The organism is Atribacterota bacterium (assembly GCA_028717805.1).
Lineage (GTDB): Bacteria > Atribacterota > Phoenicimicrobiia > Phoenicimicrobiales > Stramentimicrobiaceae > Stramentimicrobium.
This window is the reverse complement of sequence record JAQUNC010000027.1, coordinates 1-20,962: the sequence shown is the minus strand read 5'-3', so window position 1 is coordinate 20,962 and position 20,962 is coordinate 1. Positions and strand designations below refer to the sequence as shown.

The 20,962-nt window shown below is 33.4% G+C and carries 15 protein-coding genes; 11 read left to right on the top strand and 4 right to left on the bottom strand.

Features of this window, described 5'->3' with window-relative positions:
- The first annotated feature begins 77 nt into the window (after nt 1-77).
- The 4 genes from dapF (at nt 78) to clpB (ending at nt 5,716) form a co-directional block, all read left to right on the top strand.
- Complete coding sequence (gene dapF / locus PHD84_07025) at nt 78-920, top strand: diaminopimelate epimerase (protein MDD5637550.1); 843 nt, start codon at nt 78-80, stop codon at nt 918-920.
- Between the two features lie 222 nt (nt 921-1,142).
- Complete coding sequence (locus PHD84_07020) at nt 1,143-1,697, top strand: bifunctional nuclease family protein (protein MDD5637549.1); 555 nt, start codon at nt 1,143-1,145, stop codon at nt 1,695-1,697.
- A gap of 149 nt (nt 1,698-1,846) precedes the next feature.
- Nucleotides 1,847-2,557 (top strand): phenylalanine--tRNA ligase beta subunit-related protein, encoded by a 711-nt coding sequence (locus PHD84_07015; protein ID MDD5637548.1) that lies wholly within the window; start codon nt 1,847-1,849, stop codon nt 2,555-2,557.
- Nucleotides 2,558-3,121: 564 nt separating this feature from the next.
- Nucleotides 3,122-5,716 carry an ATP-dependent chaperone ClpB gene (clpB, locus tag PHD84_07010; protein MDD5637547.1) on the top strand — a complete coding sequence of 865 codons (2,595 nt, stop codon included), beginning with the start codon at nt 3,122-3,124 and terminating at the stop codon, nt 5,714-5,716.
- A gap of 246 nt (nt 5,717-5,962) precedes the next feature.
- Here clpB and PHD84_07005 read toward each other — a convergent pair whose 3' ends face one another.
- The 3 genes from PHD84_07005 to PHD84_06995 form a co-directional block, all read right to left on the bottom strand.
- Nucleotides 5,963-7,030 carry a DUF5668 domain-containing protein gene (locus PHD84_07005; GenBank protein ID MDD5637546.1) on the bottom strand — a complete coding sequence of 356 codons (1,068 nt, stop codon included), beginning with the start codon at nt 7,028-7,030 and terminating at the stop codon, nt 5,963-5,965.
- A 107-nt stretch (nt 7,031-7,137) separates the two neighbouring features.
- Nucleotides 7,138-8,244: a tetratricopeptide repeat protein gene (locus PHD84_07000; GenBank protein MDD5637545.1), complete on the bottom strand. Its 1,107-nt coding sequence runs from the start codon at nt 8,242-8,244 to the stop codon at nt 7,138-7,140.
- Between the two features lie 121 nt (nt 8,245-8,365).
- On the bottom strand, nt 8,366-10,807 hold the full coding sequence (locus PHD84_06995; protein MDD5637544.1) for an ATP-binding protein: 2,442 nt from the start codon (nt 10,805-10,807) through the stop codon (nt 8,366-8,368).
- Nucleotides 10,808-11,067: 260 nt separating this feature from the next.
- Here PHD84_06995 and PHD84_06990 point away from each other — a divergent pair, with 260 nt between their 5' ends.
- Nucleotides 11,068-12,792, top strand: coding sequence for a LysM peptidoglycan-binding domain-containing protein (locus PHD84_06990; GenBank protein ID MDD5637543.1), 1,725 nt, complete (start codon nt 11,068-11,070; stop codon nt 12,790-12,792).
- Nucleotides 12,793-12,849: 57 nt separating this feature from the next.
- Here PHD84_06990 and PHD84_06985 read toward each other — a convergent pair whose 3' ends face one another.
- On the bottom strand, nt 12,850-15,024 hold the full coding sequence (locus tag PHD84_06985; GenBank protein ID MDD5637542.1) for a long-chain fatty acid--CoA ligase: 2,175 nt from the start codon (nt 15,022-15,024) through the stop codon (nt 12,850-12,852).
- 951 nt (nt 15,025-15,975) lie between these two features.
- Here PHD84_06985 and PHD84_06980 point away from each other — a divergent pair.
- The 6 genes from PHD84_06980 (at nt 15,976) to sbcD (ending at nt 20,906) form a co-directional block, all read left to right on the top strand.
- Nucleotides 15,976-16,782, top strand: a complete 807-nt coding sequence (locus PHD84_06980; protein ID MDD5637541.1) for a ParA family protein — start codon at nt 15,976-15,978, stop codon at nt 16,780-16,782.
- 127 nt (nt 16,783-16,909) lie between these two features.
- Nucleotides 16,910-18,118, top strand: coding sequence for a cell division protein FtsZ (gene ftsZ / locus PHD84_06975; protein MDD5637540.1), 1,209 nt, complete (start codon nt 16,910-16,912; stop codon nt 18,116-18,118).
- Nucleotides 18,119-18,209: 91 nt separating this feature from the next.
- Nucleotides 18,210-18,836, top strand: a complete 627-nt coding sequence (locus PHD84_06970) for a transposase (GenBank protein ID MDD5637539.1) — start codon at nt 18,210-18,212, stop codon at nt 18,834-18,836.
- Between the two features lie 50 nt (nt 18,837-18,886).
- Complete coding sequence (deoC, locus tag PHD84_06965) at nt 18,887-19,582, top strand: deoxyribose-phosphate aldolase (protein MDD5637538.1); 696 nt, start codon at nt 18,887-18,889, stop codon at nt 19,580-19,582.
- Nucleotides 19,583-19,615: 33 nt separating this feature from the next.
- On the top strand, nt 19,616-20,404 hold the full coding sequence (locus tag PHD84_06960) for an exodeoxyribonuclease III (protein ID MDD5637537.1): 789 nt from the start codon (nt 19,616-19,618) through the stop codon (nt 20,402-20,404).
- Nucleotides 20,397-20,906, top strand: coding sequence for an exonuclease subunit SbcD (sbcD, locus tag PHD84_06955; protein ID MDD5637536.1), 510 nt, complete (start codon nt 20,397-20,399; stop codon nt 20,904-20,906). The genes PHD84_06960 and sbcD overlap by 8 nt, the downstream gene beginning before the upstream one ends.
- Nucleotides 20,907-20,962 lie beyond the last annotated feature (56 nt).

Genomic DNA, 20,962 nt, shown 5'->3' with positions numbered 1-20,962 from the left:
TCATCTGTTTATTATTTTAAGGATTAAGTAAAATATTTATGGTAAAGGTCAAGTAATAAGCTTAACCTAAGGGGAAAATGGGAATACATTTTATAAAAATGAATGGTTGTGGAAACGACTTTATAGTTATTGATAATCGTAAGAAAATAATACCTGAAAAAGATATTAGTGACTTGGCAAATAAAATATGCAAAAGAAAGGAATCCTTAGGTGCTGATGGCCTTCTATTATTGGAAAATTCTTTGCAATATGATTTTAAAATGAGATTGTTCAATTCTGATGGCACAGAAGGTGAAATGTGTGGAAATGGCGCGAGATGTATTGCCAAATATGCTTTTTTAGAAGGAATAGCAAATAAGGAAATTGTTTTTGAAACGCTTGCCGGTAAAATATGTGCAAACGTTAGAGATCAATATGTTGAGGTTACATTGCCTGATGTTAATGTTGAGAAAATAATAAGGAATAAACCCATTACCATTGATGGTAAAGATTTTATTTATACTTATCTTTTTTTAGGAGTGCCCCATTGTGTGATTTTTTTTGGAGAAGACTTATCGGATGAATATCTTTTTAGCCTGGGTAGAAAAATCAGATTTGATAAAGAACATTTTCCTGAAGGTGTAAATGTGAATTTTGTTCAGATTGAGAACGAAAGAAACTTATTTGTGAGAACATATGAAAGAGGAGTAGAAGAAATTACTTTATCGTGCGGAACTGGGTCCTTATCCAGTGCCCTTGTATACTCATTGGATAAGGATAGACAACCACCTTTTATTGTTAGAACAAAAGGTGGTTGTTTGGGAGTTTATTTTATTAGAGATAAAAATGTAATTAAAAATATTTCATTGACTGGCGAAGTAAAAATGATTGCTCAAGGAGAGTTATTGCCTCAATCTTACAATGATGATTCAGTAAATTAAAATAAACTTTGTTAATAATAAATATATTCGAGTTAGTTTATGTTGAACATTAAAATATTCCATAGGTGAAATCTATATAATATATTGCATTATTTATAATTGGGAAATACTTTATATTGGAAATATCGTTTTTTTATTCCAAAGATAATATGTTATAATAATTATGACAACAAATTTTAATATCTTTATGCAAGTTACTTATGAAGAAAGGAGGAGAAGGGCATGATTCAGGTGAAAGTTTTTGGAGTAGCTATTGATCCGGTAACTAAGGGATTTGTTGTTATTTTAAAAGACCAAGACGAAAAGAAGTGGTTACCTATATGGATTGGACCTTATGAAGCCAAAATGATTTCTATGGCCTTGGAAAAAACAAAACCTAATAGACCCTTTTCTCCCGATTTAATTAAAAACATTATTGAATCTGCTGAATTATTTATAGAGAAAATTGTTATTTCTGATATAAGAGATAATACTTACTATGCCACCATATGGCTAAGAAAGGGAGAAAAGCAGTTGTTAATTGACGCTCGGCCAAGTGATGCTATTGCAATAGCGTTAAGGTTAGAATCGCCAATATTTATTGCCGATGAAGTTATGAAAAAGGCTTCTGTTGTTCATTCTTCCAAAGAAGAAGAGAATGCTGTTCGTTTAGCCCAACTAAAAAATGAACTACAAATTGAAGTAGACAGAGAAAATTATGAGAAAGCTGCTCAGATAAGAGATGAAATTAAACGTTTGGAAAAGATAAGCAATATTCCACCATTGAAACCTAATTAATTATTGGCAAAAACTATTTTAATTAAAAATGATGTTGTTTGTAGTAAAAAATTATCAGGTGATTTGTAATCTTCCTGTTTGATAACAGGAAGATTTTTATAATAATTGGTAAATTATATTAGGATTTTGGAGGTAGGCTAAATATTATAATGAAGAAGGTTATTATAAGCCCGGCTATTTTTAACAGGTTTCCCCGATTTGTACGTGGTATTATCTTAGTCAAAGATATACAGGTTGTTGAAAAAAATAAAAGAATAAAAAAGCCATTAAATAAGATCATTGAACAGCGAAAAGTTGAAGGTAATAATTTCGTTAATCATCCTTATCTCAAAGCATGGGATGAGGCTCATATCAGATTTGGCTCAGATCCTGAGCAATATCCACCCTCCATTAAATCTTTATTGACCAGAATAATGGCAGGCGGTGGTTTACCTTTTATCAATTCTGTAGTCACTCTCTTTAATTACATTTCTATTAAGTATCTTGTTCCCTGTGGTGGAGATGATATAAAAAAAATTAGCGGTAATCTTTGCCTGGATTTTGCTACAGGAGAGGAGCTCTTTACTGGTTTAGGTAGTATGGAATTGGAGCATCCAACTAGAGGAGAAGTAATTTATTATGATGATAAAATCAAGCAGGTTATGTGTAGAAGATGGAATTGGAGAAATGCAGAATTCTCTAAAATAACCAATGATACAAAGGAGATGGTTATCAATATTGATGGAATTGATGGTATCCCATCTTCGGTGGTAATCGAGGCGCAAGATGAACTATCAGATCTGTTACAAGAACATTGTGCTGCCAGATTAACGACTGATTTATTGACTAGCCAGAATCAGCAAATAAGTCTGGCAGAATAAAATGGTTTTACTATAGTCGCCTGCTATGTTGATATGATGTTACTTTACTATTTACTACCTATTTTTTATAATATCCTTTCATCTTTGTTCTTCGTTTCAAATTATTTAGTAATATAAGAATTAAAAAGTTACCATTGCTTCATAATTATCAGGGGAGCAAATCCTCTGAAACTTTCAAAGAGGATACTTTTCCAAGAAAATCCATATTGTATTCTTTTACCATAAATTTTTAAATCATATACCTATTTCTTCTGAAAAAGTTCATGGTGACAAGAACGGGAAAACGGGAAATAGGTTATTGTTATTAATAATTAGTTCATACCCTATAATATAATGCTCTCTAAGAAACATAAACTAACGACTAAATTAATGGTACATTGAATACCAGATACTTGTACTATACGAATATCAGAGTTCTTCAGGGGAAGAATTCACTTTGAATAATCTGAAAACAATAACTTTTTAAATAAACCAGCATTCATTATTAGTACGATAATTGGATATTTGACAGTAGCAGTATAATTATGATGTGGGAAATAAAACATAGAAAGGAGAGAAACCGTGATGCAATTTGACAGATTTACCATTAAAGCTCAGGAGTCAATTGGTCAGGCGCAGCAATTAGCTTTACAGTATAACCATCAAGAAATAAAAAGTGAACACCTACTGCTATCATTAATCAGACAGAGAGACGGTATCATTCCTTCAGTCTTGGCTAAATTAGAAATGGACATAACTGATTTAGAAGCATTTTTAGAAAAAAGATTGGAACAGCTTCCCAACGTACAGGGAGGAGCAAGTGGGCAATATATTGGAAATGAGTTAAATACAGTTTTTAATAAAGCCACTCAGGAAGCCGCTAAATTGAAGGATGAGTATATCAGCACTGAACATCTTCTGCTATCATTAATTGAGTTAGAGGATAGCTCTTTTGCTAGATATTTTAGAGAAAGGGGAATAAATCGGGATAATGTTTATCGAGCACTGATGAATATAAGAGGCAATCAAAGAATAACTGATCAGAATCCAGAAGAAAAATATCAGGCTTTAGAAAAATATTCTCGAGATTTGATGCAATTAGCCAGGGAAGGCAAACTGGACCCGGTAATAGGTAGAGATGATGAAATCAGACGAGTCATGCAGATCTTATCACGCAGAACAAAGAATAATCCAGCGTTAATTGGCGAGCCGGGAGTTGGAAAAACAGCCATTGTAGAAGGACTGGCACGTAGAATAATAAGTGGTGATGTTCCTGAGGGAATTAAAGAAAAGAGGGTTATTGCTTTGGATATAAGCGCAATGATAGCAGGAGCAAAATTCAGAGGAGAGTTTGAAGATCGATTAAAGGCAGTATTGAAAGAGATAGAACAAGCTGCTGGCTCTATTATTCTATTTATTGATGAGATACACACCTTAGTTGGGGCAGGTGCTGCGGAAGGGGCAGTAGATGCTTCAAATATGTTAAAACCAGCTCTGGCCAGAGGAGAATTGCATTGTATTGGTGCCACAACTTTAAAAGAGTATAGAAAATATATTGAGAAGGATGCAGCTTTAGAGAGAAGATTTCAGATGGTGCTGGTAAAAGAGCCAACTGTTGAGGATACTATTGCCATTTTAAGAGGCTTGAAAGAACGTTATGAAATACATCATGGAGTAAAGATTATGGATTCTGCCTTGATTGCTGCTGCTACACTTTCTCATCGTTATATTACTGATCGTTTTTTACCGGATAAGGCAATTGATTTGATTGATGAAGCGGCTTCAGGGCTGCGGATGGAAATTGACAGTATGCCGGTTGAGATAGATGAGATTCAGAGAAAGATAATGCAGCTCCAGATTGAAAAGCAAGCTTTAAAAAAGGATAATGATGCTATTGCCCGAGAAAAAATAAAAAATATCGATCATACTCTAAGCAATCTGGAAGAGGCAAAAAATAATTTAATGTTAAGATGGAGTCATGAAAAAGAGATAATTCAGAAGATTAATCAAACTAAAGGTGAGATTGAAAAAGTTAGAACAGAAGCTGAACAGGCAGAAAGAAATGGCGATCTCAGTCGACTGGCGGAAATAAAATACGGGAAAATGCCAGAGTTAGAGAAGCAACTGGAAGAAAATAATAAAAAAATTGCATCCTTACAAAAGAGTTCCCGAATGTTAAAAGAGGAAATAACAGAAGAAGATATTACCCAGATTGTGGCTAAATGGACTAATATTCCTGTGGGACGTTTGATAGAAGGTGAGACTGAAAAGTTAATTCGCATGGAGCAGGAATTAAAGAAAAGAGTGGTAGGACAGGATGAAGCAGTAAGTCTGGTTGCCAATGCTATCCGACGTTCCAGGGTCGGTATTTCAGATCCCAATAGACCTATAGGTTCTTTTATATTTATGGGTCCTACCGGTGTTGGTAAGACTGAATTGGCTCGCAGTTTAGCCGTTTTTTTATTCAATGATGAAAACGCTTTAGTAAGAATAGATATGTCTGAATACATGGAAAAGCATAGTGTAGCCAGGTTAATTGGAGCTCCCCCTGGTTATGTCGGTTATGAAGAAGGTGGTCAATTAACTGAAATTGTAAGACGTAGACCCTATTCAGTAATGCTTTTTGATGAAATTGAGAAAGCTCATCATGATGTATTTAATATATTATTACAGATAATGGATGATGGAAGATTGACTGATGGTCAGGGTAGAGTGGTTAATTTTAAAAACTCAATCCTAATTATGACTTCCAATATCGGTAGTCATTATATTTATCAACTTAACACAACCAATAGAGAGGAGATGACTAGACAGATTGACCAGGAATTAAGGGATCATTTCAAACCGGAATTTTTAAACAGAGTAGATGAAATTATAACTTTTAACCGCCTGGAAAAAGAGCATATTATACAGATTGTTGATATTCAGCTGGATATTCTAAGAAAGCGCTTACAGGAGAAGGAGATTAAATTAATAGTAAGTACCAGGGTAAAAGAAATGCTGGCAGAACGAGGATTCGATGCCCAGTTTGGTGCCAGACCTTTAAAAAGAACTATACAAAGACAACTTCAGGACCCACTGGCTTTAAAAATTCTGGAAGGAAAGATTAAAGAAAAAGATAAGATTCAGGTTGAATTTGAGGAGAAGAACAAAGAAATAGTATTTCAGGTAAAGAGTTAATGTTGAGGTATCTTAAATCCTGCTCCGGCTGTGCGGGAGCTTTGTATTCTATTGTTAATGATAATAATGTTGCTAATTGTAATTGATAGAGCATATTTAATTAATTTTAAATCATTTGCTAGAGAAATAAAAAACAGTAAAAAGTTTTTTTATTTAAAACGCTTTTTACTATTTTTTATAATATTGTGAGAATATTTTACAAATTAAGCGCTATTTATATAATTTAGACGACCAATAAATATTGTTTTATAGATAGTAAATATTGATCTGGGAAATACCGGCATCTATTCTTATATCAACATGAAATTCAGCATTATTATAATTTTTTGAGATATAAACATTATCTTCCTGTTTTTGGAAATACTCATCAAAATCTTTTATACTGAGTCCGGTATCAAGATAAATCATTGTCCCAACGTTATTAGGAATGGCAATATCGATTATAGATACTCCTGAGTCTATGTTAATTTTTCCATTATACTGAGGTGCTATAATATTTATTTTAGAGGCACCACTCTCTATAGATAAATTTTCTATTTTAAATTTAGATAAATCATAATCTATAGATGTGGCACCAGTTTCAAGGAGAATATCATATACTACATCGGTATTTAATTTTAAGTCAATGTTATTTTTAGGATTTCGTGACATTTTGTCTGAGATTGGCTGGTGAGTAATCAGGACTTTTGCCACATGATCCAGGATAGAGAAATCCTCAATAGGCTTAAATTCAGGATTGCGATAGCTGACCTGGCATTGATAAACCAGAGGAGTGGGAGATTTAAGGGTAAAGGCACCAATGGCATAATTTAAATGAAGATTAGCTTTCTGAACCAGAGGAACTAATGCAATATCTTCACTCTCTTCACTCACTGCTTCAGGTGTTTCAGGTATTTTTAATTCCTCAACTTCCTCACCCTCAGCTTCAGTTTTGGTTTCTAGGATTTCTTCCTCAGGAAGTTCTTCTATAGTTACTTCTTGTTCTAACTCACTGGTTACAACAGGAACCAATTCCATCTCTCTCTGAATAGTTTCTATTTCAGGGGGAATATTCCCCTCTAAATGCAGATCTAAATCCAATCCCATATAACTGGCACCAACACCAAAAATAATTCCCAGTAATATGACCAGGGGACCTAACCAGGAGAGTCTTCTCCTGAAGATTAAACTAATACCAAGGCTTATTAATAACAGAGGCCAAAGCTTTAAAATGTTAGGCCAAACAGACCACTCCAGAATATTGAGATTATTTAATAACAGGATAGCGCCAATCAGTATAATAACTAAACCTTTTAAAAACTGTGTTAAATTCATTTTTAGAGCTCCTCTCTAAAATTTGGAGATATTCATAAACTCATATTATAAATCGCACCAATTAATCTATGGTTAATTATATGTATTAGTCTCAATTTTACTATTATTTATTGAGTAATTTTTGACCAACTATTGGCAATTAGTAAATCAATTAATCTTTGTCTGTCAGATAGGTAATCAGGATTAAGGGATAAGGCAGTTTCAGCTTCTCTTAATGCATTTTCATAATCCTGACTGCGATAATAAGTCAAACCTTTTTTATAATGAGCTTCAGCTAAAATATCTGGAGCGTTAGCCAGGTTAGTAGCTAATTGGTAATGGTTAAGTGCTTCAGGTAAATTGCCATTGTGGTAATACTGATCACCAATTTCAATCAATGCTTCGGCAAAACTGTTAAAAGTAAATTGGTGTTGACCTAACGGATAAACTTTCTGGGCAAGCTCTTTTTCAATTATAGCCCGATCATAATTATGGTCTTTAAGGTTAATTTCTCCCTGATAAAAATAAGCTAAGGCAATAGATCGTTCATCGCTTTCAAATTGAGTTGCTTTTTGATAAGCTTCTCGAGCTTGTTCCAGTTCCCCATTGCTTCGGTAATAATTTCCTAAATGAAGGTAACAATAGGCATTTGGTTGATAGGAGATAAGTTTTTCCATTATGGGTGGGCGATTCTTATAATATCCCATTTCCATAAATCTTTCATTTGCTTTAACGAGCTGGTGATTATCAAGATAGAGCTGCCCTAATTCAGCATTTAATTGAGGATGATTGGGAATAAGTTCTACTACCTTTTCGTATTGCTCAATCGCTTTATCTAATTCTCGCTGTTCCCTGTAAATCATTCCTCTAATATAATAAGCATAGGCTATATCATCCTCTGTTAACGGAGTTAATTGTGTTAAAGCTTCTTCAAAATCACCTATTTTAAAAAAGGTATAACCAAGATTAATTAAGGCTATTTTGTTAGAAGGATCTATTTGTAAAGCTTTGACGTATTCATCATGAGCTGGCGGATATAACTGCTGTGCAAAAAAGAAGTTTCCTAAGTTGATTACTGTGTAAACATCTGGTATCACTGTTTTTTCCTCAATAATTGACTGGAGAAGTTCTTCCAACCGTATATTATTGTCAGCAGAAATGGAAAAATGGAACAAAATAAGAAAAAAAAGGAGAACGCAAGCAGTTTTTAATCCCATTCTTATTTTTCTTTTCATTATAAATTCCCCCTGAATATTTTAAAATAAAACTCCTGAAATATATAATAACACTAAAAAATATTATCTATTAAGATTTAGTAAAAAATATTCTTATTATTACTATTTAATGATATTATTTTTATTCTTTTTCTTCACTAAATTCTTTTAGTTTCACGGCGAATTCTAACAGTTTCTGATCGACCAGATAATTAACAGAGTTTTTCTCAAATTTTCCGTCTTTCTGTCTGTCACCAGCTTTTCTACCGGTTAATATTTCTATTCCCTGGTCAATAGCCTTTACAGAATAAAGGTGAAATTGACCATTTTTGATGGCTTCAACTACATCTTCTCTTAACATAAGGTCCGGGATATTTAATTCTGGAATTATCACTCCCTGAGTTCCAGTTAAACCTTTTGCTTTGCATACATCATAAAATCCTTCAATTTTTTGATTTACTCCACCAATTGGTTGAATCTCTCCTTTTTGGTTTATAGAACCGGTTACCGCAATGTCTTGTCTGATGGGAATATTAGCAATGCTGGAGATAAGTGCATAAGCTTCAGTAGAAGAAGCACTATCTCCCTCAACTCCAGAATAGGATTGCTCAAAACAAATACTGGCACTTATGGTTAGAGGTTTGTCCTGAGCATATTTAGAACGAAAATAACCACTGAGAATAAGAACTCCTTTGTTGTGAGTTTTACCACTCAGGTCAGCCTCTCTTTCAATGTTAATAATCCCTGCTCTACCCATAGAAGTCTTAGCTGTTATTCTTGTTGGTTTACCAAAGGAATATTCTCCCAGGTCATACACCGAAAGCCCGTTTACTTGCCCTACCACTGCTCCTTCTGTATCAATAATTAAAGTTTCCTGTACAATCAATTCCTGTATTTTATTTTCAATGAGATTCAATCTTTCAATTTTTTCTTTAATGGCTGTATTAACATGTTTTTTCTGAATAATTTTTTGCCGGTCCCTTTTAGCCCAGTAATCTGATTCCCTTAGTAAATCTACAAGCTTATTAAAATGGGTGGATAATTTATTTTTTCTTCCAGCTAACCTGACCGCATATTCTATTACACCTTCAATACCACTTTGGTCAAAGGGAAGTAGATTCTCTCTTTCGCATAATTGCTTGATAAAACAGGAATATTGATAAATATTCTGGTTATTATTCTCAGTAACTGTATCAAAATCTGCTTTTATTTTAAAAATTTTTTCGAAATCTGGATCGCGGTAATATAGAAGTTGATAGAGGAAGGGATCACCAATCATAATTACTTTAACATTACATTCGATAGGTTCTGGTTTTAAGGCAGAGGTGCTAAACATGGGGAAAGGATCATAGGTTTCCGGTTCAATCATTCGATTCAATAAGGTTCTTTTTAGGGATGGCCAGACGCTTGGTTCAAGCAGCATATCGAGAGCGTTTAGTACTAAAAAACCTCCATTTGCTCTTAAAAGGGATCCTGCTTTTATTTTAGTAAAGTCCGTAATCCAATGCCCGGTTCGATCCATTCTTCTTTCAATAATACCGAATAGATTCTTATAGGAAGGATGAGTTTCAATAATGACAGGAGAAGTGCTCGTATCAGAATTATCAACAATTACATTCACTGAATATTCCAGAAAGGCATCTTTTGTTAATTGAGTTAATTTAAGTCCCGGAATAGCTGCCGTTTGGTCTTCTTTTTCCTGAAAACGACTTATATTTTCCAGAACATTTTTTTTAACCTCATTTAGGTAAGAATTAATGGCAATATTATTATATTTTTTCTTTATTTCCGTAGTCTCTTCTTCCACCAGTGGTGTAATTATTTTTATTTCTAATTCTGTTAATTTCTTACTTAGATCTTTCTGAAGAATATTGATCTTCTTGGAAATTAAAGTAATTTCTTGAGTAAATTCTTGGTGTTTCTTTTTAATTGTATCTAATTCTTCTTTAGGGAATTTACCTTCTTCTACTAATTTTTCTAAATTTTCTAAGTTCGTAGGTTTTTCATCTATAACTGGGAAGATATCAGGCCTGGTATAAGGACCTATTTGAATCTGAACAATGGTAAAGTTTTCTGCTTTTACTTTTTCCTCAAATTCCTTAACCAAAGTATGTTGTTTCCTTTTAAAATTCTCGGTAAGAGCATCTCTGCTTTTCTGGTATTTTTCACTTTCCAGAAGTAAAGGAATATGTTTTCTTAATGTATTTACCAGATTTTCCATATCTTTTTTAAATTGATTGCCCTGTCCGGCGGGCAAACTAATTGCTCGGGGCATATCAGGGTCTTTAAAATTATGAACATAGCATTTATCATCAAAAATAACATTTTCTCTTTTTCTATTCTGTAATAATCCTTTAATGGTTGTACTACGACCTGTTCCAGATTTTCCGGTTATAAAAAGGTTATAACCCAAATATTCCATATCCAATCCAAGTTCTAAAGCCTTTAATGCTCTTTCCTGTCCCAGAATCTTATCACAAGCTTCTAGATCGTCAGTGGAAGAAAAACCTGCTTTTCCTAAACTGCAGTACCATCGTATTTGTTCGATAGGTATTTCAGGAAAATTAACTTTCTTGACACCCATAATTACTCCTTAAAATAGCCCTATTTTTTGTCTTTATTCTTTTGTCTTCAGTTTTCTTTATTATATTTGTTAAAAATATTTTCTCTATTATAACAGTATATTTTATATTTGTTAAGAAACTATCTGAATAAGAAAAAATTTTATTTAGTTTAGTAAAAAGATTAGACCTGATAAATAAGAATAATTTTTAACTTTAATGGTGAATCATTTGCCTTTTTAAGATATAATAAAAAGTAATCAAATCAGCAGGGGGGAATATAATGTCAAAGAGTATTGCTACTATTTTTATTATATTGATAATTATTATTGCTGGTTTTGCCTATCTCAATTATAATCGTCTGAATCAAATTCAAAGTGATTTGTTACAAAAGGAAGCTTTATTAAAAGAGTCAGATAAATTGATTAAAGAACAGGAAAGTACATTAGTTCAGCTGGAAGAGAAAGTAAAGGAAGTATTAGAAAAAGAAGAGCTTCTCCCAGAAGAATATATGACAGTAGAGAAAGAAGATGAACTATTAAAACAGTTGGATAAATACCAGGAGGAATTGTTGGCACTGCAAACTAAAATGGAGGGAGTGTTACAAGAAAGCAAATCTGATACCAAAGACCTTTCTCTTTTAAGAGAAGAAAAATCTAAATTAGAAGCTTTACTGACTGAAAGGGAAGTTCAATGGCTGGAAAAAGAAGAGGAAAGCAGAAGGATTATTAATTCTTTGCAGCAGGAAATTAAGCAATATGAGGCAGAAATTGAGTTAATAGGTAATAAAGTATCTAATATAGGACAAAACTTAGAGTCGGAGAAGCTGAAAAGAAAAGAACTGGAACAAGATATGGTGAAGCATGAAGAAACCATTGGTAATTTGCGAAGACAGCTTACTGTTAAACAGGATGATGAATCTTATGCACAACAGATAAGCCAATTAGAATTGAATAAAAAACAATTAGAGGAAGAGATTGCTCAAAAAGACTCTAATCTACTTCAATTTCAACAGGAATATCAGGAATTACAAAATCAATTAACTGAATATGAACAACAAATGGAAAAACTTCAGGAAGAAATTGTTCAAGCCCTAGAACAAAAAGAAATGTTATCTGAGATAAAAGATAACCTGGCACAAATGGAAATGGAAAAGAGCAAGCTGGAAAAGATATTACAGGAGAAAGAAACCCAATGGCTTGAAGGGGAACAGATACATAAGGATACTATTGCTATTCTTCAGGAAGAAATTATGAAGTATGAGTCAAATATAAAAGAGATAGGCAAGGAAATACTTGTCCTACAGGAAGATTTAATTAAAGAAAAGTCATTACAGGAACCTATACAGAAGGAGAGAGAAGCACTGGAAAAGATACTGGTAGAAAAGCAAGAGGAGTGGAAAAAACAAAATGAGGAAAATAGAGGGTTAATTTCTTACTTAAAGGAACAATTGGAAAAGTATAAAGAAGAGATTGATTTAATCAAGCTCGATAGTGACCTTTTTAAAGAAGAAATTGCAACCCAATTAGAATTTCAGCAGCAAAACTTATCCCAGATCAGAGAGAGAGGAGAACAGATTTCACTATTAACGTCTCAGATTGAACAATATATGCACAAAATAGAGGATTATGAAAAAACTGTAGCAGAAATAAGCATAAAATTACAACAACAGGAAGATATTAGTTATCAGGAACAGCAGAATTTAATGGAAACCATTCGTTCTCTAGTTAAAGAAAGAGATAAATATCAAAATAATATTAATCAGTGTCATACCCAAGTTAGCAGATTGCAATTAGAGATTGCTGAATTGAAGTATAAAATTGGACTTTTAGAAAAAGAACAAGAACCTAAGTATTACGAAGTGAAAAGCGGAGACTGCCTCTGGACAATCGCCAGAAATAAATATAATGAGGGTGTTGCTTGGATTAAGATATTTAAGGCTAATCAGGACCAGATTGAGAATCCTGATTTAATTTATCCCTATCAGCAATTTATTCTGCCCGACTAAAAAAATTGAAGTTTACTTTTTAGTTTCTTAAGATCACTCATTATATGAGTGTGTTATTTACTTTTCACATATCTGGTCAATCTCTTTATGATATTTTTCATGGATAATAAATCTTCTTAGTTTAAGGCTTTCTGTCATCTCTCCTTTTTCCTGGGAGAATTCATCTGGCAACAAGGCGATTCCCATTACTGTTTCGAATGGTTGGAAGCCATGCTCTTTAGATACCAATCGCCTTTGTTCATTTTGAAAGAGAGAAAAAACCTCTTTCTTTTTAATTAAGTCTTGTTCATCCTTAAAGTTGAGTTGTTTTTCACGAGCGTATTCTTTAAGAGCTTCAAAATCAGGCACAATTAGAGCACCCAATCTGGGTTTATCCTGTCCTACCACAATTACCATATTAACATAAGGACTTTCTTTTAATTTGTCTTCCAGAGGCTGAGGTTCTACATTTTCTCCTCCTCTTAACACGATGGTATCTTTTATTCTGCCAATTATTTTCAGGTATTTGCCATTATAGGTCTTTTTACCCAAGTCACCAGTATTAAACCAACTATCTTTCAGTACCTCAGCGGTCTTCTTTTCATTTTTATAATAACCCTTCATGACCAAATCACCTTTAACCATAACTACACCTGGCTGACCATGAGGCACTTCGATATCAATATTTTCTTTCTCTACTATTTTTACGTATGTCTCGGGAATAGGTTCACCTACTGTGAAGATGATAGGATTATGCTGTTTTCTTCCTGCTATGACCGGAGAGGTTTCGGTAAGGCCATATCCTTCTAAGACAAGCACGCCTATCGCATCCAGAAAAATATCAATATCTTCCGGCAAAGCCCCTCCTCCGCTAATGGCAAATTTAATCTCACCACCTAGCATGTCCCGAATTTTTTTAAAAATTAGTTTATTGGTTATTTTATATAACAAAGATAAGCTTTGGACAATTTTTTTAGCGTTTTCCATTTCTTGAGAAGAGAATTGGGCACGATCAAAGAGAGGTAAAGTATTTTCCAGCATTCTTTTAGCATTTTTATATCTTTTAGCAGTATCCAATCCCTTGAAAAACAGTAATTGCTGCAATTTACCTCCATTTTTGATCTTATGCAAGATTCCTTTATAAAGACTATGCCATATGCGAGGAACAGTGCACATTACTGTCGGTTTTTCCAATAGGAGGTCTGGTAACAAGATTTGTTTAAATGGTTTGCTGTAAGCAGTGGAGGCTCCAAAACTTATAGCACAGTATTCAACCGTTCTTTCATAGATATGCCATGATGGTAGGACAGAAAGAAAACGGTCTCTTTCATGCAAATCTCCTATTGCGGGAGGCAAATTATTAACATTATGAATGATATTACGATGAGTTAACATAACACCCTTAGGATCTGAGGTAGTACCTGAGGTATAAATTATAGTTATCAAGTCATCAGGAAGAGCTTTTTGAGCCATATTAGCAAAACGCTGGTCACCTTCGTTCACTAATTTTTCCCCTATATCTTCTACTTGAGAGAAGGAAATAATAGGAGGTAAGTTCTCAATATTATCTTTCTTAACTATATGAATCTTCTTCCATAAAGTTTCTTCTAATTCCTTTACTCCGGATAATTTTAAACTGGTAAATAATTCTTTACTGTGTTCTGATAGGTATTTTTCTAAAAATAATTTTGTTTTTTCTGAGATTAACAAGCTAAGGTTATTCTCGGTAAGAATAGAAGATATTTTTTGGTGGAATGATTTGTTAATTTTTCCATTAGCCTGGAAAGGGATTGACTTAGCCCATTCCGGGATTTCATCAGGTTCTGAAAATACTTTAACTGGTTCAAAAAGAATAATTTTTTTAATAGCGGGAAGTTCTGAAAAGACTTTAAGGAATTCTGTTAATGCCTTTTCTCCTTCTAAGATAGTAGCTATAGAATCAGAGTGTTTTAACTTAAAGGCAATATCCCGGGCATAACTATTGCCGCTGGCCGGGACGTCTACTGCCCCAATGCCAATAATAGCCAGATCACTGATAATCCATTCCAGACGATTTTCTGAGATTAAACCGATATGGTCACCTTTTTTAAAACCCAATTCCAACAAACCGGTACCAAACTGTTGTACCCGTTTATAAAATTCTCCAAAATTAATTGCTTGAAAAGAATTGTCTCTTTTTACTTTAAAGGCAGGTCTATCTTTGAACTTGTTCTTGCTATTAACCAGCATCTCATTAAGGGTTTTTAGAATCATCTTTACTATCCTCCCGGGTTTTTAGAAGTTTTAGATATCTTTCTTATTTTTAGTACTAACTATTAATAGCAAGTATATATTTAAAGGGATAAAAAGTCAAATATAATTATCGTAAGTAATGTTTGAAAATATACCAAATCAATTTCTTCAAAGTAGTTAGCTGTATCGTAAGTATTGATGAATTAGATTATGAGGAGAAATATCAAAAAAATATTAGGAATTGACGCTAACTTCATTTTTTAAAACTAAGATTAACACATGCTGTATAAATTTTTACTTAAGAATATATTTGTCAAGTTGATGAAAAGAGGGTAAAATATAAAAAAATTGTATTAATATGTTAGCCATATTTTGTCTGGTAAATAAACTTAAATATTTTTGAAATTTACTTATTGTTTATAGCATGACAATATATGATTGTGATATAATCATAAATAATTGTAATGATTACCTTATAAACTCCTGAACAAATACTATAAATATTATCTTTCAAAAAGAAATATTTTTCACAATATCTTTTATTCAAACACTAAAAATTGTCTTATCAGAAGGTAGTAATGGTTAAATGATAATATAAATTTAACCATACAGATAAAATGTACTTAAGTTAATTATTTTTTACCTGATGTATAAAACAAGAGATAGAGTTACCAGCAAGGATAAGCTAAAATAGGCAAAGTGAAAAAAGAATAGAGTAAAAGTGGCTAATAAAAAGCGAATCCCAATCTCTCTTGTAAGCACTTTAATTCACATACTTGTATGCTATGCACTTTAAAAAATTGAATTAATATGATTTGATAATATAAGGTATTTGAGAAAACATTGATTTCATATTTCATAAATGAATTTTTAGAATAATAATAAATATTCTTTTAAGGAAGGATAATTAAAGGTTTTCCAGGAAATTATTTTCTGGAATACCTGGTCTGTCCTATACAGGAGGTAAGCCAGTTGCGAATTATTTCAGTTGCTAATCAAAAAGGCGGAGTTGCCAAAACCACCACTTCTATTAATTTAGGGACTTGCTTAACTGAGTTTGGGAAAAAAGTACTGCTTATTGATATGGATCCCCAGGCACATACCACCATTGGTTTGGGAATTGAACCCAACGAGTTAGAAAAAACGATGCTCAATGTTCTAGAGCCAAATCGTTCTCCCAATAAGCTTGAAATGGAAGATATTGTAATTCAAATGAAAAAATTCTCTGATGGAAATCTATACTTAGCACCCAGTAACATTGACTTTGCCAGTGCTGAGTACAAATTGATTGATCAGATTGGCAGAGAGGATTTTTTAAATATTGGCATTCAAAATTGTAAAATAAAATTTGATTATATCATTGTTGATTGCCCACCCTCGCTGGGCATATTAACTATTAATGCATTAAAAGCTTCAAATGAAGTGGTTATTCCTATACAGCCTCATTATTTTGCTCTCCGTGGTATCGAAGAATTTATGGAAACAATTAAGATTGTTCATCAAAATTTACATCATTTTTTAGAGATATATGTCCTGATCACCATTGCTGACACGAGAAGTAATATTGCCAAAGAAGTTATTGAGGAAACAAGAGATTTTTTTAAAGAAAGAGTTTTTAAAACAATTATCAGAAAAAATATTTCTCTGGTGGAGTCTTCCAGTCAGGGAATTCCTATTATATACTATGATCCAAAATCTCATGGAGCAGAAGATTATTCGGAACTTGCTCAAGAGGTGATTTCCTTTGAAAAAGAAAAAATTAGCACGCGGCTTTACTAAAATCCTGGATTATAAACAAGAATTAATCAGGGATACTTCTCATGATCTAGATAAAAAGCCAGTCATACCGAATTCCGTCAATGGAGACGGTGATTTGGTTTATCGCAATGTTAGAGAAAGGGTTCCTGTGGAAGAACAAAAGGTAGATAATTTTGTTAATATTAAGGTAATTGGCGTTGGGGGAAGTGGAAATAATGCTATTGAAGAGATGGCTAACCATCGTATTAATGGGTTAGAACTAATAGCAGTTAATACAGATTTACAGGCACTTTCCTTATCTCAAGCAAATCAGAAAGTGCAAATTGGAAAATTAACTACTAAAGGTTTAGGTGCTGGTGGTGATCCTGAAATTGGTAAGAAGGCTGCTGAAGAAGATAGAAATGCTATTGCTAAAGTTCTGGAAGATGCTGATATTGTATTTATTACTGCTGGTATGGGTGGAGGAACGGGTAGCGGTGCAGCACCTGTTATTGCTGAAATAGCTAAAAGAGAGGGAGCTCTTACTATTGGAGTCGTAACACGTCCCTTTAGCTTTGAAGGCAAAAAAAGAATTGTACAGGCGGAACAGGGGATAGAAGAACTCAAAAAACAGGTTGATGCAATTATTACTATTTCCAATGATCGTTTACTTACTATGATTAGCAAGGATACCTCAGTTAAAGAGGCTTTCGAAATTACCGATCGTGTATTAAGACAATCAGTACAGGCTATTGCAGACCTGATTACTACTCCCGGATTAATCAATCTTGACTTAGCAGATGTAAAAGCTGTAATTAAAGATGCTGGATTTGCCTTAGTGGGTATTGGAATAGGGCGTGGAAATAATAAAGCTTCAACAGCTGCGGAAGCAGCCATTTCCAGCCCCTTACTGGAAGTATCTATTAAAGGGTCCAATTCATTACTGGTAAATGTAACCGGTGGATTAGATATGAGTCTTTATGAGATCAATGAGATCGTAGATTTAGTTTCCAAAGCAGCTGGTAGAGAAGCTAATATTGTTTTTGGTGCTATAATTTCAGAAAATATGCAGGATGAAGTAAGGGTTACAGTAATAGCTACCAAGTGCGAAAAAGCTATGCCTATGCCGTTATATCAAGAAAGGACAGAAACAATTTCAGTTCGAGAGAAACTAGAGCAAGAAGAAAAAAAGAAGGAAAGAATTTTCCCTTACTCTTCTGAAAATTTAACCGAAAGCCCAGTTTCCAAAGAAAAAGACTTAAGTTTTGATAACAATAAGCCATTAACGGAAGATGACCCAGACCTTACCAAAAAGTTGCCGGATAAAGAAGATCTGGATATACCTACTTTTTTAAGAAGAAAGTACAAAAGGTTTTAATTCTCTACAAAGTGTTTTTGTTCTTGATACTTGATATTATTCCTGAGAGTAATATTATTATATAGGTAAAATTTTGTGGAAATCAGACTTGATGGAAAAAAACGAACAACAACAATTTTCATTTTCTACTTATGAAGCCTACAGAAAGATAAAAAAGAATGATCCGTTGAAGATGATCCTTGAGTCAATAGATTGGTCTTTTATTAATCCTTTAATTAAAGACCGTTACTCCAATGATAAAGAGCTTATTTATAGTCCTATTTCTCTATTTAAAGCCCAATTACTTGTCTATCTTGGAGAGGTAAAGTCAAATCGTCAGTTAGCCGAAGCCTTACGCTACAATACTAAGTATTGTGTAATTTGTGGTTTTCACCATTTTTTAAAGACACCGGCTCATTCTACCTTTTCAGCTTTTAGAAAAAGAATTGGTTCTGATTTATTTCATAAAATTATGCATCGTTTAGTAGCTCAGAGTATTCCCATGATTTCCAGGAAAATTAACTATATTCCTCCTCAATCTCTTCACATATCAGTATTTTCCAGAGATGGAAAACGAATCAAATGTAACTGTAAGGGAAAATGTAAAATAGATAAGATTGTAACTAAAAATAGTAAAGAAATTAGTAAGAAGAATTTTGTATATAATGGCTACAATATAAGGTTACATATTGACCGAAAATCATATAAACCACGAGCTGCTGAGATTAGGCTAAAATGATTAGCTACTAAGTTAAAACTATAATGTTTCAATAAACAGGAGAAAATATCATGCCAGAAATAATTTCTATGGAGAGTGCAAAAATATTAGCTAAAAATAATATTGCCAGATTGATTGATCACACCGCTTTACGTCCTGATGTTACTGGTATGCAAATTGAAAAACTATGTAAAGAAGCCCTCCAGTACCATTTTTATTCCGTCTGTATAAATGCCAGTTTTATACCTTTAGCCAGAGCTTTTTTAAGTACCTCAGAAGTTAAAATATGTACTGTGGTAGGTTTCCCTCTGGGAGCAACCCTATCTCGGGTTAAAGCTTATGAAGCAGAAGAAGCGGCCAAAGAGGGAGCTGAGGAAATAGATATGGTTATCAATGTTTCTACTTTGAAGGATAAAGATTACCAAAAGGTACAGGAAGACATTAAATTAGTGGTGAAGGCTGTGTCAGGATTGATATGCAAAGTTATTTTAGAAAATTGTTTATTAACTGATCAGGAAAAAGAAGTTGCTTGCCAGATTGCTGCTGAAGCAGGTGCCAGTTTTGTAAAAACATCCACTGGTTTTGAGCAGGGTGGCGCTACTGTGGAAGATATAAAACTGATGAGAAATGTTGTGGGGAACCATATGGGTATCAAAGCCGCAGGAGGTATTAGAGATTATAAAGCTGCCTTACAGATGGTAGAAGCAGGTGCTACTCGTATTGGAGCAAGCAAGGGTGTAGAAATAGTGGAAGGAAGCCACTTATAATTGCTTATTAATCAGGATAACAGAGGTTAAGAAATGAGATTATTATTATGGAATGTTAATGGTTTAAGAGCAGCATATAAAAAGAATTTTTTAGCATGGTTTGATCAACAACAGGCAGATATATATTGTATTCAGGAGACTAAATCCCAACTAGAACAAATACCGGAAGAGCTTGTTAAAAAATTGGACTACTATAGCTATTTTGCTCAGGCAGAGAAAAAAGGTTATAGCGGAGTTGCTCTCTGGACTAAGCTAAAACCGGTAAAAATTTCTGATAAATTAGGAATACCTAGGTTTGACACTGAGGGACGGTTTATTCAGGCAACTTTTACTAAATTTATATTGTTTAATATCTATTTTCCTAATGGTAAAGCCTCTCAGGAAAGATTACAATACAAAATAGATTTTTATGAAACAATCTTAAAGAAAGCAGTTGATTTACTAAAAGAGGGGCAAAGAGTTGTCATTTGTGGTGATGTTAATACAGCTCATAAGGAAATTGATTTAGCCAGACCGAAGGAAAATGAAAAGGTTTCTGGATTTCTTCCTATAGAGCGAGAATGGATTGACCATTTACTTCAGGCTGGATTTGTAGATACATTTCGTCATTTTCATTCTAAACCGGGACAATACAGCTGGTGGGATTATAAGACCAGAGCCAGAGAACGTAATATCGGATGGAGAATTGATTATTTCTTTATCAGCAATAATTTAAAGGGTAATTTAAAATCAGCATTTATTCAACCAGATGTTAAGGGTTCTGACCACTGTCCTATTGGAATTGACCTGGATTTTGAGGTAAACAAAGAAAAGGATGTTTAAATTTCTTCATTTTGCCGATATTCATCTTGGTGTAGAGAATTACGGGCGCATTGATAGTCATACTGGATTACATTCCCGCTTAGTTGATTTTATCAGAACGTTAACCGTTGCTATTGATATTGCTCTGGAAGAAAAACTTGATTTTGCTCTCTTTTGTGGTGATGCTTATAAAAATAATAATCCCAACCCTACTCACCAGCGGGAATTTGCCAGACAAATTTTTCGATTAAGCCAGGCTGGCATACCAACTGTTTTGATTAACGGTAATCATGATAATCCTTTAACTTTCGGTAGGGCAAGTTCTTTAGATATTTTTCATACCTTACATATTGCAAATATTAATGTGGTTACAGAACCAACCCTTCTTAGTTTACAAACCGGAAAAGGTAATATTCAGGTCATAGGAATACCCTGGCCAACTAGAAATCAGTATCTTCAGAAAGAGGAATACAGGGATAGTGGTTTAAATTTAATTAATAAAAGGATACAGAAATGCCTCTGAAAAAAGATAAATGAGCTGATAAATCAACTGGACAATCAATTCCCCAAAATATTAGC

Coding starts and splice junctions, on each gene's coding strand:
- dapF (MDD5637550.1), top strand. CDS start 78: ATGGGAATACATTTTATAAAAATGAATGGTTGTGGAAACGACTTTATA.
- PHD84_07020 (MDD5637549.1), top strand. CDS start 1,143: ATGATTCAGGTGAAAGTTTTTGGAGTAGCTATTGATCCGGTAACTAAG.
- PHD84_07015 (MDD5637548.1), top strand. CDS start 1,847: ATGAAGAAGGTTATTATAAGCCCGGCTATTTTTAACAGGTTTCCCCGA.
- clpB (MDD5637547.1), top strand. CDS start 3,122: ATGCAATTTGACAGATTTACCATTAAAGCTCAGGAGTCAATTGGTCAG.
- PHD84_07005 (MDD5637546.1), bottom strand. CDS start 7,030: ATGAATTTAACACAGTTTTTAAAAGGTTTAGTTATTATACTGATTGGC.
- PHD84_07000 (MDD5637545.1), bottom strand. CDS start 8,244: ATGAAAAGAAAAATAAGAATGGGATTAAAAACTGCTTGCGTTCTCCTT.
- PHD84_06995 (MDD5637544.1), bottom strand. CDS start 10,807: ATGGGTGTCAAGAAAGTTAATTTTCCTGAAATACCTATCGAACAAATA.
- PHD84_06990 (MDD5637543.1), top strand. CDS start 11,068: ATGTCAAAGAGTATTGCTACTATTTTTATTATATTGATAATTATTATT.
- PHD84_06985 (MDD5637542.1), bottom strand. CDS start 15,024: ATGATTCTAAAAACCCTTAATGAGATGCTGGTTAATAGCAAGAACAAG.
- PHD84_06970 (MDD5637539.1), top strand. CDS start 18,210: ATGGAAAAAAACGAACAACAACAATTTTCATTTTCTACTTATGAAGCC.
- deoC (MDD5637538.1), top strand. CDS start 18,887: ATGCCAGAAATAATTTCTATGGAGAGTGCAAAAATATTAGCTAAAAAT.
- PHD84_06960 (MDD5637537.1), top strand. CDS start 19,616: ATGAGATTATTATTATGGAATGTTAATGGTTTAAGAGCAGCATATAAA.
- sbcD (MDD5637536.1), top strand. CDS start 20,397: ATGTTTAAATTTCTTCATTTTGCCGATATTCATCTTGGTGTAGAGAAT.